The organism is Stenotrophomonas sp. KH_036_B (genome assembly GCF_057839485.1).
Map to the genome: position 1 here is coordinate 2,666,860 of NZ_CM174491.1, position 14,048 is coordinate 2,680,907.

A 14,048-nucleotide genomic window follows, 5' to 3' on the forward strand; every position below is an offset into this window, starting at 1 on the left:
ATGCCTAAATTTTTCATTGAACACCCGGTATTCGCCTGGGTGGTCGCGATCCTGATCTCGCTTGCGGGCGTGATCTCGATCCTCGGTCTGGGCGTGGAGTCCTACCCCAGCATCGCACCGCCCCAGGTGACGGTGAGCGCCACCTACCCCGGCGCCAGCGCCGACACCACCGAAAAGTCGGTCACCCAGGTGATCGAGCAGCAGCTGACCGGTATCGATCACCTGCTGTACTTCAGCTCCTCGTCCGCCTCCAACGGCCGCGCGACCATCACGCTCACCTTCGAAACCGGCACCGACGCGGACATCGCGCAGGTGCAGGTGCAGAACAAGGTGTCGCTGGCCACGCCACGCCTGCCCACCGAAGTGACCCAGCAGGGTGTGGTGGTGGCCAAGGCCAACGCCGGCTTCCTGATGGTGGTGGCGCTGCAGTCCGACAGTGAGGCGATCACCCGCGATGCGCTGAACGACATCGTCGGCTCGCGCGTGCTCGACCAGATCTCGCGTATCCCCGGCGTCGGCAGCACCCAGCAGTTCGGTTCCGAGTACGCCATGAACATCTGGCTCAACCCGGAGCGCATGCAGGGTTTCGGCCTGTCGGCCAGCCAGGTGCTTGCGTCGATTAAGGCGCAGAACGTGCAGTTCGCGGCCGGTTCGCTGGGTTCGGACCCGTCCCCGGCGGGGCACTACTTCACCGCCACCGTGTCGGCCGAAGGCCGCTTCAGCTCGCCCGAGCAGTTCGAGGAGATCATCCTTCGCGCCAATCCGGACGGCTCGCGTGTGATGCTCAAGGACGTGGCCCGCATTGCCTTCGGCGCCAACAACTACGGCTTTGACACCCAGTACAACGGCAAGCCCACCGGTGCCTTCGCCATCCAGCTGCTGCCCGGTGCCAATGCACTGAACGTGGCCGATGCGGTGCGCGCCAAGATGGAAGAACTGCAGCCGAGCTTCCCGGCCGGTGTGAGCTGGTTCTCGCCGTACGACAGCACCACCTTCGTCAAGATCTCGATCGAGGAAGTGGTCAAGACGCTGATCGAAGCGGTCGTGCTGGTGTTCCTGGTGATGCTGATCTTCCTGCAGAACTTCCGCGCCACCCTGATCCCGACGCTGGTCATCCCGGTCGCCCTGCTGGGCACGTTCCTGGGCATGAGCATCATCGGCTTCACCATCAACCAGCTCACCCTGTTCGCGATGGTGCTGGCGATCGGCATCGTGGTCGATGACGCCATCGTGGTCATCGAGAACGTCGAACGCATCATGACCGAGGAGAAGCTGCCGCCCAAGGCCGCGACCCAGAAGGCGATGACCCAGATCACCGGCGCGGTGGTGGCCATCACGGTCGTCCTGGCGGCGGTGTTCATTCCGTCGGCACTGCAGGGCGGCGCGGCCGGCGAGATCTACAAGCAGTTCGCGCTGACCATCGCCATCGCGATGGCGTTCTCGGCGTTCCTGGCGCTGGGCTTCACCCCGGCGCTGTGCGCGACCTTCCTCAAGCCCACGCACAACGATCACCCGAACATCGTCTACCGCACCTTCAACAAGTACTACGACAAGGTCAGCGGCACCTACGTGGGGCACATCACCTCGGCGGTGAAGCATGCGCCGCGCTGGATGATCCTGTTCGTGGTGCTCACCGTGTTGTGCGGCTTCCTGTTCACGCGCATGCCGGGCAGCTTCCTGCCGGAAGAAGACCAGGGCTATGCGCTGGCGATCGTGCAGCTGCCGCCGGGCTCGACCAAGGCCCAGACCAACGCGACCTTCGCGCAGATGCGCGGCATCCTGCAGAAGCAGGATGGCTTCGAGGGCATGCTGCAGGTGGCCGGTTTCAGCTTCGTCGGTTCCGGCGAAAACGTCGGCATGGGCTTCATCCGGCTCAAGCCGTGGGCGGACCGTGACATCACCGTTCCCGAGTTCATCCAGAACATGAACGGCGCGTTCTACGGGATCAAGGAAGCCCAGATCTTCGTGGTCAACCTGCCCACCGTGCAGGGCCTGGGCCAGTTCGGCGGCTTCGACATGTGGTTGCAGGACCGCGGCGGTGCCGGCTTCGAACAGCTCACGCAGGCGCGCAACATCCTGCTGGGCAAGGCCGGCGAAGAGAAGGACCTGCTGACCGGCGTGCGCCCGAACGGGCTGGAAAACGCCCCGCAGCTGCAGCTGCACGTGGACCGCGTGCAGGCGCAGAGCATGGGGCTGTCGGTGTCGGACGTGTACAGCACCATCCAGCTGATGCTGGCCCCGGTGTACGTCAACGACTTCTTCTACCAGGGCCGCATCAAGCGCGTGACCATGCAGGCCGATGGTCCGTTCCGCACCGGTGCCGAGTCGTTGAACAGCTTCTACACCCCCAGCTCGCTGCAGACCAACGCCGACGGCACGCCGGCGATGATTCCGCTGAGCACCGTGGTGAAGTCGGAGTGGGTGTCCGCGCCGCCGTCGCTGAGCCGCTACAACGGCTACTCGGCGATCAACATCGTCGGTTCGCAGGCGCCGGGCCGCAGCTCGGGTGAAGCGATGCAGGCGATGGAGCGGATCGTGCAGGACGACCTGCCGGCCGGCTTCGGCTACGACTGGTCGGGCATGTCCTACCAGGAAATCCTGGCGGGCAACGCGGCCACGCTGCTGCTGGTGCTGTCCATCGTGGTGGTGTTCCTGTGCCTGGCGGCGCTGTATGAAAGCTGGTCGATCCCGGTGGCGGTGCTGCTGGTGGTGCCGTTGGGCGTGCTGGGCGCACTGGCGTTCTCGCTGGCCCGTGGCCTGCCAAACGATCTGTACTTCAAGATCGGCCTGATCACGGTGATCGGCCTGGCCGCCAAGAACGCGATCCTGATCGTGGAGTTCGCGGTGGAGCAGCGGGCGGCCGGCAAGAGCCTGCGCGAGGCGACCATCGAAGCCTCGCGCCTGCGCTTCCGCCCGATCCTGATGACCTCGTTCGCCTTCATCATGGGCGTGATCCCGATGGCCATCTCCAGCGGTGCGGGCGCCAACGCGCGTCACGCCATCGGCACCGGCGTGATCGGCGGCATGGTGTTCGCCACCTTCCTGGGCCTGCTGATGATCCCGGTGTTCTTCGTGGTGGTCCGCCGCATGTTGGGCGACAAGCTGGACGAACCGTCCAAGGAGTTCCTGGAACGCCAGGGCGAAGCCAACGCGGCGCACCGTCCGGATCGTTGATCTACGTTTGATTGAAACGCGAAAGGCCCCGGAGCGATCCGGGGCCTTTTTTTTTGCGTCAGACGCGGCTGCCGGTGGGGCGAGCGCGGGGCCGCCATACCCTTGTCTGCGAATGTCCCCCGGCGTCGGCCTGCGGCCGCCCCCTCCTCCTTTACTTCGCCACAAGGGCATGCCGGCCCCGCACTCGCCCCACCGGCGTTGGCACCGTGACATCCGCTTTTCCATCGCTTGCCGCAAGCCGAGCCCCGTCGCGGCCGGCAGGTCCCTGGCAAAGTAAAGGAGGAGGCGGCGGCGCATGCCGACGCCGGGGGACATTTGCATAGGGGCCTGCCGGCCGCGACGGGGCCCTCAACGCTCGCGATGAACCTGATCGAAGACCCTGCACCAAGCTTCACGGGCCTGAAAAATCAAGCACCCTGAACGCAATCGGGGCCCATGAAGGGCCCCGATGTGTGGCTCTGCGTGGCTTGAAAATCCGCCTCAGCGCAGGCCCGTCTCGTTGCGGGCGATGACCAGGCGCTGGATTTCCGAGGTGCCTTCGTAGATCTCGGTGATCTTGGCATCGCGGAAGTAACGCTCCAGCGGCATTTCCTTGGAGTAGCCCATGCCGCCGTGGATCTGCACGGCCTGGTGGGTGATCCACATGGCCGCTTCCGACGCGGTCAGCTTGGCGATCGCCGCCTCGTTGCTGAAGCGCTTGCCCTGGCCCTTCACCCACGCCGCGCGCAGCGTCAGCAGCAACGCTGCATCCAGCTTGCACTTCATGTCGGCGATCTTGGCCTGGGTCATCTGGAACGTGCCGATCGGCGCGCCGAAGGCCTTGCGGTCCTTCACGTACTCGATGGTCGCCTCATACGCCGCACGCGCGATGCCGATGGCCTGCGAGGCGATGCCGATACGGCCCGCATCCAGCACGCCCATCGCGATCTTGAAGCCCTCGCCTTCCTTGCCGACGATGTCTTCTTCCGCCGCCACGTAATCCTGGAACTCGATCTCGCAGGTGGCCGACGCGCGGATGCCCAGCTTCGGCTCCGTCTTGCCGCGATGGAAGCCGGCCTTGTCCGTGTCGATCATGAAGGCCGTGATCCCGCGTGCACCCGCCGTCGGGTCGGTCATCGCGAACAGCACGATGTACTTGGCCACCGGGCCCGAGGTGATCCAGCTCTTCTTGCCGTTGATCACGTACGTACCGTCGGCCTGCTTGACCGCGCGGCAGCGCATGGCGGTGGCGTCCGAGCCCGACTGCGGCTCGGTCAGCGCGAACGCACCAATGGCCTCGCCCTCGGCAATCGCGCGCACGTACTTCTGCTTCTGCGCTTCGCTGCCGTGGGTCAGGATGCCGTTGCAGAACAGCGAATTGTTGACCGACATGATCGTCGAATGCGCGGCGTCACCGGCGGCGACCTCCACCATCGCCAGCACGTACGCAATCGGATCCATGCCGGCGCCGCCGTATTCGGCCGGCACTTCGATGCCCATCAGCCCGTTTTCGCCCAGCAGGCGGATGTTCTCCAGCGGGAACTCGCCGGTACGGTCATGATGCTCGGCGCTCGGCGCGATTTTTTCCTGCGCGATACGCCGCGCGACGTCCTGCAGCATCAGCTGCTCTTCGGTGAAACTGAAATCCACAACACCCTCCCGGGAACATGTCGATATAGGCCGCGCAACGCGCGTCCAGGTGCGGCGATTGTACCGGCGGCCGGCCAATCCCGGCTGACTTGACCGCAGCGCACGCGGGACCGAAAATATCTCTATATCGCGATAGGTAGATATTTATGGATCTCGAGGACTGGTCGGTCCGGCTGAAAGTGTTCGCCGACGCCACCCGCGTACGCCTGCTGGCGCTGCTGGAGCAGGAAGAACTGACCGTGGCCGAGCTGTCGGCCATCACCACCCTGGCGCAGCCGCGCGTGTCCACCCACCTGGCCCGGCTCAAGGAAGCCGGCCTGGTCCGGGACCGTCGTGCCGGCGTGTCTGCCTATTATCGCTTCGACGACGCCGCCCTGGACCCGGCGCAGCGCGCCTTGTGGCACGCGCTCAGCACCGGCAGCGACGACCCGCTGCTGCGTCAGGATGCTGAACGCGTGGCCAGCGTGTTGGCCAGCCGTGCCTCCGACCAGAACTGGGCCGACAGCGTGGCCGGCGACATGGAACGCCATTATTCCCCGGGCCGCACCTGGGAGGCGCTGGCGCGGACCGCGCTGCCCCTGCTGGAAACCGGCGATGTGCTGGATATCGCCTCGGGCGACGGCGTGCTCGCCGAACTCGTGGCCCCGCATGCCAAGCGCTACGTCTGCATCGATACCAGCGCCCGCGTGGTGGCCGCCGCCAGCGAACGCCTGCGCCGCCTGGCCAACGTGGAAGTGCGCGAGGGCGACATGCATGCCCTGCCCTTCAAGGACCGCAGCTTCGACCTGGTCGTGCTGATGCACGCCCTCACCTACGCCGCCAAACCCGCCCAGGCCGTGGCCGAAGGCGCGCGCGTGCTGCGCTCCGGCGGCCGCCTGCTGTTGTGCAGCCTGGCCCGCCACGAGCACAAGGCGGCGGTGGACGCCTACGGCCACGTCAATCTGGGCTTCTCGGACAAGGAGCTGCGCAAGTTCGTCGAGAAGGCCGGGCTGGTCGTGTCCAGCCTGGAAACCGTGACCCGCGAGAAGCGCCCGCCGCATTTCGAAGTCATTTCATTGATTGCCAGCAAGCCCTGAGGTTCCTGCCATGTCCCTGCCCTGGTTGCACCCCGATCGTGTCCGCGCCCTGGAAGACGCACTCGCGCAGCGCATCCTGATCATCGACGGTGCGATGGGGACCATGATCCAGCGCCACGGCCTGGAAGAAGACGATTACCGCGGCGAACGCTTCGCCGGCGGCTTCGACACCGCCCACCGCCCCGGCTGCGCGCACGGCGCCGATGCGCCGGCACCGGAGGGGCATGATCTCAAGGGCAACAACGACCTGCTGCTGCTGAGCCGGCCCGAGGTCATCGCCGGCATCCACACCGCCTACCTGGAGGCCGGTGCCGACCTGATCGAGACCAACACCTTCAACGCCACCTCGGTCAGCCAGGCCGATTACCACCTGGAACACCTGGTCTACGAGTTGAACAAGGCCGGCGCCGCCGTGGCGCGCGCGTGCTGTGACGCGGTCGAGGCCACCACGCCCGACAAACCGCGCTTCGTGATCGGCGTGCTGGGCCCCACCAGCCGTACCGCCTCGATCAGCCCGGACGTCAACGACCCGGGCTTCCGCAACACCAGTTTCGACGCGCTGCGCGAGACCTACCGCGAGGCCATCGATGGCCTGATCGATGGCGGCGCCGACACCCTGATGGTCGAGACCATTTTCGACACGCTCAATGCCAAGGCCGCGCTGTTCGCGATCGAAGAGGCATTCGACGACCGCGGGGCGCGACTGCCGATCATGATCTCCGGCACGATCACCGATGCCTCCGGGCGCACCCTGTCGGGGCAGACCGCCGAGGCGTTCTATGCCTCGGTGGCGCACAGCCGGCCGCTCTCGGTAGGCCTGAACTGCGCGCTCGGTGCCAGCGATATGCGCCCGCATGTGGAAACACTGTCGATCGTGGCCGATTGCCGGGTCAGTGCGCACCCCAACGCGGGCCTGCCCAACGCCTTCGGCGAGTACGACGAGACGCCCGAGGAAATGGCCACCACCCTGCGCGAGTTCGCCAGTGCCGGCCTGCTCAATCTGGTCGGCGGATGCTGCGGCACCTCGCCCGCGCACATCCAGGCCATCGCCGAGGCCGTCGCCGACCTGCCGCCGCGCGCCCTGCCCGCGGCGGTGCTGGAGGATGCGGCATGACCGCCTGAGCCACCGTTTCACCCGTTGCCGTTGTCCTCCCTCCGCCAGCCCGTGCCCGCCCGCCCATGACGCCTTCCCGCCACACCCGCCTGTCCGGTCTCGAGCCGCTGGTCATCACCGCGGACCTGCTGTTCGTGAACATCGGCGAGCGCACCAACGTCACCGGTAGCGCGCAGTTCCGCAAGCTGGTCAAAGAAGAGCGTTACGAAGAGGCGGTGGAAGTGGCGCGCCAGCAGGTCGCCAGCGGCGCGCAGATCCTCGACGTGAACATGGACGAGGGCCTGATCGACTCCGAGAAGGCGATGACGCGCTATCTCAACCTGATCATGTCCGAGCCGGATATCGCGCGGATTCCGGTGATGGTCGACTCCTCCAAGTGGAGCGTGATCGAAGCCGGCCTGAAGTGCCTGCAGGGCAAGAGCGTGGTCAACTCGATCTCGCTCAAGGAAGGCGAGGCGCAGTTCATCGATCATGCGCGAAAGGTGCTGCGCTACGGCGCGGCGGCGGTGGTGATGGCCTTCGACGAAGACGGCCAGGCCGACACCTGCGCGCGCAAGGTGGAAATCTGCACCCGCGCCTACCGCATCCTGGTGGACCAGGTGGGTTTCCCGCCGCAGGACATCATCTTCGACCCGAACATCTTTGCCGTGGCCACCGGCATCGAGGAACACGACAACTACGCGGTGGACTTCATCGAGGCCACCCGCATCATCAAGCGCACGCTGCCGCACTGCCATGTCTCCGGCGGCGTCTCCAACGTGTCGTTCTCGTTCCGCGGCAATGAAACCGTGCGCCAGGCGATCCACTCGGTGTTCCTCTACCACGCCATCGCGGCGGGCATGGACATGGGCATCGTCAACGCCGGCGCGATGCCGATCTACGACGACCTGGACCCGGAGCTGCGCGAGCGCGTGGAGGATGTGATCCTCAACCGGCGCCGCGACGGCACCGAGCGGCTGCTGGAGGCCGCCGAGCGGTACAAGGGCAAGAAAGGCGAGATCAAGGGCGAGGACCTGGCCTGGCGCGAGAAGCCGATCGACGCGCGGCTGGCGCATGCGCTGGTGCACGGACTGGATGCCTGGGTGGAGGCAGATACCGAAGAAGCCCGCATCCGCTCCAGCCGCCCGCTGGACGTGATCGAAGGGCCCCTGATGGATGGCATGAACGTGGTCGGCGACCTGTTCGGTGCCGGCAAGATGTTCCTGCCACAGGTGGTGAAGTCCGCGCGCGTGATGAAGAAGGCGGTGGCCTACCTGCTGCCCTTCATCGAGGCCGAGAAGCTGCGCAGCGGCGACACGGCCAAAAGCAACGGCAAGATCATCATGGCCACGGTCAAGGGCGACGTGCATGACATCGGCAAGAACATCGTCGGCGTGGTCCTGGCCTGCAACAACTTTGAGGTGATCGACCTGGGCGTGATGGTGCCGGCGCAGAAGATCCTGGACGCGGCGCGTGCGGAAAACGCCGACATCATCGGCCTGTCCGGGCTGATCACACCGTCGCTGGAAGAGATGAGCCACGTGGCCCGCGAGATGGAACGGCAGGGCTTCACCCTGCCGCTGATGATCGGCGGCGCCACCACCTCGCGCGCGCACACTGCGCTGAAGATCGACCCGCACTACAAGGCCCCCACGGTATGGGTGAAAGACGCCTCGCGCGCGGTCGGCGTGGCGCAGTCGCTGATCTCCACCGAACTGCGTGCGGCTTTCGTGGCCGCCAACGAGGCCGACTACGCCGACATCCGCCTGCGCCACCGCAACCGGGGCGACGCCAAGCGCCTGGTCACGCTGCCCAAGGCGCGCGCGCAGCGTTTCGACGGCGACTGGGCCAACTACCAGCCCCCCACCCCGCGCAAGCCGGGCCTGCACGTGCTGGACGATTACCCGCTGGCCGACCTGGTCGAGGTGATCGACTGGACGCCCTTCTTCCAGGCATGGGAGCTGGCCGGCAAGTACCCGGCCATCCTCACCGACGAGATCGTCGGTACCCAGGCTACCGAGCTGTACCGCGATGCGCGCGCGATGCTGGACCGCATCGTCGCCGAGCGCTGGCTGACCGCCAAGGCCGTGTTCGGGCTGTGGCCGGCCAACAGCGTCGGTGACGACGTGCACCTGACCACCGACGCGGGTCCGGCCGTGCTGCACTTCCTGCGCCAGCAGGTGGACAAGCCGGTGGAGCGCCCGGACTTCTGCCTGGCCGACTTCATTGCGCCTGCCGATAGCGGCAGGCAGGACTGGATCGGCGGCTTCGCGGTGACGGCCGGCATCGGCATCGACCCGCACGTGGCGCGCTTCGAAGCCGACCATGACGACTACAACGCGATCCTGCTCAAGGCGCTGGCCGACCGCTTGGCCGAGGCGCTCGCCGAGCGCCTGCACCAGCACGTGCGCACCGACTACTGGGGCTACCAGCCCGACGAGACGCTGGACAACGAATCCCTCATTGCCGAGAAATACAGCGGCATCCGCCCCGCCCCGGGCTATCCGGCCTGCCCCGAGCACAGCGAGAAGGCCACGCTGTTCCGGCTGCTCGATGCCGAGCGCAACGCGGACATGCAGCTGACCGAAAGTTTCGCGATGCTGCCGACGGCGGCGGTGTCGGGCTATTACTTCAGCCACCCGCAGAGCCAGTACTTCGTGGTCGGCCGGGTAACGCGCGAACAGGTCAGCGACTATGCCAAGCGCAAGGGCGTGGACCGTGTGCAGGCCGAGCGCTGGCTGGCCTCCAATCTCGACTACGATCCGGAATGACCGCCACGGCAGCCAGGGCGGTTGGGTCCGCTGTAGAGCCGACGGTTGGGTGGACGGCAGAGCCGACGGTAGAGCCGACTGTAGAGCCGACTGTAGAGCCGACTGTTAGTCGGCTGGCATCCGAAGCAGCCGTCCAACAGACGGCTCTACCGCGTCCGAAGCAGCCGTCCAACAGACGGCTCTACCCCGCGGGCCAGCTGTGGACGAAGCGACGGATTACCAGACCAGGTCGTCAGGCACCTGGTAGGCCGGATCCGCATAGGGATCGTCTTCGGCCGGCGCATTCGGGTCCACCCGCAACGCCACCGACGGGGCGAACACCGCTTCGGCTTCGTCCAGCACCGCGGCGGTCACCAGCATGTAGCGGCCGTTCTGCTGCAGCACGCCCAGTTCGCCGGCGTTGAGTGCCTTGAGCTGGTCGGCGGTCACGTAGATGCGCTTGATCTTGCCGCCATAGTTGAAGTGGCGTGCAATCTCCGCGCCGGCGTCGTTCAACGACTTGCCTTCCAGCAGCACGTCGAGCTTTGCCTTGGCCTCGCGGCGCAGGCGCGCCTCTTCCTGCTTCAGGCGCTCCGCTTCAATGCGGTCGTCCTTTTCCTTCTGCGCGCGGATCGCGTAGGCCTTGGCCAGGTCGATATCCTCGCGCGAACGCGGCTTGCCCTGGCCGGGGTTCTGGCCCTGGCCGGGGCGTGCGGCGCCGCCCGGGCGCCCTTTGCCCGGCGGTCCACGGCGGGCATCGCCATCACGCGCGGGGCGCTGCCCGTCACGGGGCGGGCGTTGCCCGTCACGCGGCGGACGCGCGCCATCAGCCTTGGCCGGCGGACGGGCGCCGTGCGGCTTGTTCGGGGGCCGGCCGTCGCGGCGGGCGTCGGGGGTGCGTTCGGGCTTGGGCGCGGACTTGAAGCCCAGGCCCAGCAGCTGGTCGCGGAGGGTATCGCTCATGGCGTCAGATCGATCAGTAGTGCGGGGGCGGCGGTTCTTCGCCCGAATCGGAATACAGCGCGTTGCGGACCTTGCCCAGGTCCTCCAGCAGCAGGCGGGTCAGGTCCGCGTTGCGGGTGCCCTCGATGCGGGCATCGGCGAGGGCTTCGCTCAGCTCGGCCAGTGCCTGTTCCTGGAAGGACACGCGCATTTCCAGTTCGATCAGGCGCGCTTCCAGCGCCTGCTCACGCGCGGAGGGAGTGGTCTCATGCATGCAGCGAACGTCCCCGGCCAATGCCGTAATAGGCCAGGCCCGCGGCTTCGATCTCCTGCGGGTCATACAGATTGCGGCCGTCGAAGACCACCGCGTCTTTCAATGTTTCGCGCAGGCGGACGAAGTCCGGGCTGCGGAACTGCTTCCACTCGGTAACCACGACCAGCGCGTCGGCGCCATCCAGCGCGTCGTAGGCGTTGTCGCAGAACACCAGGTCATCGCGCTCGCCGAAGATGCGGCGGGCCTCGTCGGTGGCTTCCGGGTCGTAGGCGCGCACGCGCGCGCCGCCTTCCCACAGCTGCGCCAGCAGGCGCCGGCTCGACGCCTCGCGCATGTCGTCGGTATTGGGTTTGAAGGCCAGGCCCCACACCGCAAAGGTGCGGCCACGCACGCCCTCGTCTTCGCCACGGTCGTAGTGGCGCTGGATCAGCTGGAACAGGTGACCCTTCTGCGCATCGTTGACCGCCTCCACCGCATTGAGCAGCTTGGGCTCATGCCCGTACTGCTGCGCGGTGCGCGCCAGCGCCTGCACATCTTTCGGGAAACACGAACCGCCGTAGCCCGCGCCGGGATAGATGAAGTGCCAACCGATGCGCGGGTCCGAGCCGATGCCCTGGCGAACCTGCTCGATGTCGGCACCGACCTTCTCGGCGATGTTGGCGATTTCGTTCATGAACGAAATCTTGGTCGCCAGCATGGCGTTGGCGGCGTACTTGGTCAGTTCCGCCGAGCGCACGTCCATCTCCACCACGCGGTCGTGGTTGCGGTTGAACGGGGCGTACAGGCGACGCATCAGCGCGATCGAATCGGGGCTGGACGCACCGATCACGATGCGGTCGGGCCGCATGCAGTCGGCCACCGCGTCGCCTTCCTTGAGGAATTCGGGGTTGGAGACCACGTCGAACGCGATCTCCAGGCCACGCGCGGCCAGTACCTCGGCAATGGCGGCGCGGACCTTGTCGGCCGTGCCTACCGGCACGGTCGACTTGTTGACCACCACGGTCGGCACGGTCATGTGCTGGCCGATGGTGCGGGCCACGGCCAGCACGTACTGCAGGTCGGCGCTGCCGTCCTCGTCCGGTGGCGTGCCCACGGCGATGAAGATCACCTGGCCATGCGTGACCGCCGATGCGGCGTCGCTGGTGAAGGCCAGCCGCAACGCGGCATGGTTGGCCTTGACCATCGGCTCCAGGCCCGGCTCGTAGATCGGGATGACGCCACGGTTGAGGCCGTCGACCTTGGCCTGGTCGATATCGACGCAGACCACCTGGTGGCCAACATCGGCCAGGCAGGTACCCGTGACCAGACCGACATAGCCGGTACCGAAAATCGCAACACGCATGTCCGTGGTGACTCCAGTTCCGATTACGGAAGGACGTTCAGCAGTTCAACGTCGAAGGTCAGCGTCGCGTTCGGACCGATCGGGCCGCCCTGCGTACCCTGTTCGCCGTAGGCCAGCTCGCCCGGGATCCAGAAACGGTACTTGGAACCGACCGGCATCAGCGAGACGCCCTCGGTCCAGCCCTTGATCACCTGGTCCAGGCCGAACTCGACCGGCTGGCCGCGCTGGTAGCTGCTGTCGAAGACGGTGCCGTCAAGCAGCTTGCCTTCATAGTTCACGCGCACCTTGCTGGTCGGCATCGGGCGTTCGCCCGAACCCGGACGCAGCACCTGGTACTGCAGGCCCGACGCGGTGGTGACCACGCCCGGCACGGTCTTGTTCTTGGCCATGAAGGCGTTGCCTTCGGTGCGGTTGGTGCCGGCCTGTGCGGCGGCCTTGGCCTGCTGCTCGGCCTGCTTGGCGGCCATGAAGCCCTCCAGCGTGGCCTTGGCCTGCTCGGCCGTCATCTTCTGCGTGCCCTTGTTGAACGTGGTGTTGACCGCGTCGAACAGCGCATCCAGGTCCACTTCGTCCTTCAGCGGGGCCAGCGACGGACCCACGGCATAGCCGCCCAGCATCAGGCCGACCTTTTCACGGTCCACCTTCGGTGCCGGGGTGCCCGGTGCCACGCCCGGAACCGGCTGGCCGCTCTTGGCCGCCATGGCCATGCGCAGCGCCTGGTCGGTCTTCTGTGCTTCTTCCTGGGTGATCAGCGGCTGCTTGCCGTCGAAGGCATTGGTCACGCCGCGACGCAGGGCCGCCAGGTCGATCTCGCTGGAGATCGGGGCGAACGAGTTGGCCACATCGATGCCGATGGCGTAGCCGAGCTTTTCACGCTGGGAGGTCAAAACGGAGGTCTCCTTGGCAGCCGCACCTGCGGCCGGTTGTTGCGACATCGCGGTACCGGTGGCACCCATCGCCAGAATCAGAACCGACGCCGCGGCGCCGCGCATTCCCATCTTCATTCGCTGCTTTCCTGGAAGTGACTGGACGCCGACGTCGGCGCGAAACGAGCATTGTCGCACGCACGTGCGAGATGTCGAGGATGTCAGCGCGTTGCGGGCGTGACAGACAGCTCGCGTTCGATGGCCGCGACCAGCGCCGGATCATCGGGGGTGATCTTGCTGGGGAACTGCGCCACCACCCGACCGTCGCGCGCCAGCAGGTATTTATGGAAGTTCCAGCCCGGCTGCACGCCCGTGGCGGCGGCGAGGCGCTGATACAGCGGCGTCGCTCCCGGCCCGGTCACCTGCACCTTCTGGAACATGGGGAACTTGACGCCATAGGTAAGCGTGCAGAATTCCTGGATCTGCGCCTCGCTGCCCGGCTCCTGGCCCTTGAAGTCATTGGACGGGAAGCCCAGCACCGAGAAACCGCGCGCCGCATACTTCTTCTGCAGCGCTTCCAGGCCTTCGTACTGCGGGGTGAACCCGCATTTGCTGGCGGTATTGACCACCAGCAGCACCTTGCCGCCGTACTGCTTCTGCAGGTTGACGTCAGTTTTCCCCGCCAGCGGCCGGTAGTTCAGGTCCAACAGGTCAGCGGCCTGGGCCGCGCCACTGCCCAGCAGCCCGACCAGCAGCAGACCGCTGCCCCAACGACGGGCGCGCGCCCGCGCGGCATGGAACGGGGACGGCACGCGGTGGGTCTGGGGCATCACGGAACTCCGGATCGGGGGCTGGAAACCCTGCGTTGCAGGGCAGGCGGACTATATCACCGGGGGTTTTGG

The 14,048-nt window shown here is 66.6% G+C and carries 10 protein-coding genes; 4 read left to right on the forward strand and 6 right to left on the reverse strand.

Going from position 1 to position 14,048, the window contains the following annotated elements:
* Positions 1-3,174, forward strand: a complete 3,174-nt coding sequence (locus tag AC3ITN_RS11995; RefSeq protein WP_489390642.1) for a multidrug efflux RND transporter permease subunit — start codon at positions 1-3, stop codon at positions 3,172-3,174.
* Positions 3,175-3,654: 480 nt separating this feature from the next.
* Here AC3ITN_RS11995 and AC3ITN_RS12000 read toward each other — a convergent pair whose 3' ends face one another.
* Entirely contained in the window at positions 3,655-4,773 is a 1,119-nt protein-coding gene (locus AC3ITN_RS12000) for an acyl-CoA dehydrogenase family protein (protein ID WP_489392921.1), read from the reverse strand.
* 176 nt (positions 4,774-4,949) lie between these two features.
* On the opposite strand from AC3ITN_RS12000, the gene AC3ITN_RS12005 reads away from it, so the two are divergent.
* The 3 genes from AC3ITN_RS12005 (at position 4,950) to metH (ending at position 9,743) form a co-directional block, all read left to right on the forward strand.
* A complete protein-coding gene (locus AC3ITN_RS12005) occupies positions 4,950-5,879 on the forward strand; it encodes an ArsR/SmtB family transcription factor (RefSeq protein ID WP_313346264.1) in 930 nt (309 codons plus the stop codon).
* 10 nt (positions 5,880-5,889) lie between these two features.
* Entirely contained in the window at positions 5,890-6,993 is a 1,104-nt protein-coding gene (locus AC3ITN_RS12010) for a homocysteine S-methyltransferase family protein (protein WP_489390643.1), read from the forward strand.
* 65 nt (positions 6,994-7,058) lie between these two features.
* Positions 7,059-9,743 carry a methionine synthase gene (metH, locus tag AC3ITN_RS12015; protein ID WP_489390644.1) on the forward strand — a complete coding sequence of 895 codons (2,685 nt, stop codon included), beginning with the start codon at positions 7,059-7,061 and terminating at the stop codon, positions 9,741-9,743.
* A gap of 216 nt (positions 9,744-9,959) precedes the next feature.
* On the opposite strand, the gene AC3ITN_RS12020 is transcribed toward metH, so the two are convergent.
* The 5 genes from AC3ITN_RS12020 to AC3ITN_RS12040 all read right to left on the reverse strand — a co-directional run bounded on the left by AC3ITN_RS12020 (position 9,960) and on the right by AC3ITN_RS12040 (position 13,976).
* Entirely contained in the window at positions 9,960-10,685 is a 726-nt protein-coding gene (locus AC3ITN_RS12020) for a DUF2058 domain-containing protein (RefSeq protein WP_489390645.1), read from the reverse strand.
* Positions 10,686-10,698: 13 nt separating this feature from the next.
* The gene (locus tag AC3ITN_RS12025; RefSeq protein WP_313346258.1) at positions 10,699-10,938 is read right to left on the reverse strand and encodes a SlyX family protein; all 240 of its coding nucleotides are present in this window, start codon (positions 10,936-10,938) and stop codon (positions 10,699-10,701) included.
* Positions 10,931-12,280, reverse strand: a complete 1,350-nt coding sequence (locus AC3ITN_RS12030) for a UDP-glucose dehydrogenase family protein (RefSeq protein ID WP_489390646.1) — start codon at positions 12,278-12,280, stop codon at positions 10,931-10,933. The genes AC3ITN_RS12025 and AC3ITN_RS12030 overlap by 8 nt, the downstream gene beginning before the upstream one ends.
* A 23-nt stretch (positions 12,281-12,303) precedes the next feature.
* Positions 12,304-13,284, reverse strand: a complete 981-nt coding sequence (locus AC3ITN_RS12035; RefSeq protein WP_489390647.1) for an FKBP-type peptidyl-prolyl cis-trans isomerase — start codon at positions 13,282-13,284, stop codon at positions 12,304-12,306.
* Between the two features lie 83 nt (positions 13,285-13,367).
* Entirely contained in the window at positions 13,368-13,976 is a 609-nt protein-coding gene (locus AC3ITN_RS12040; protein ID WP_489390648.1) for a glutathione peroxidase, read from the reverse strand.
* Positions 13,977-14,048 lie beyond the last annotated feature (72 nt).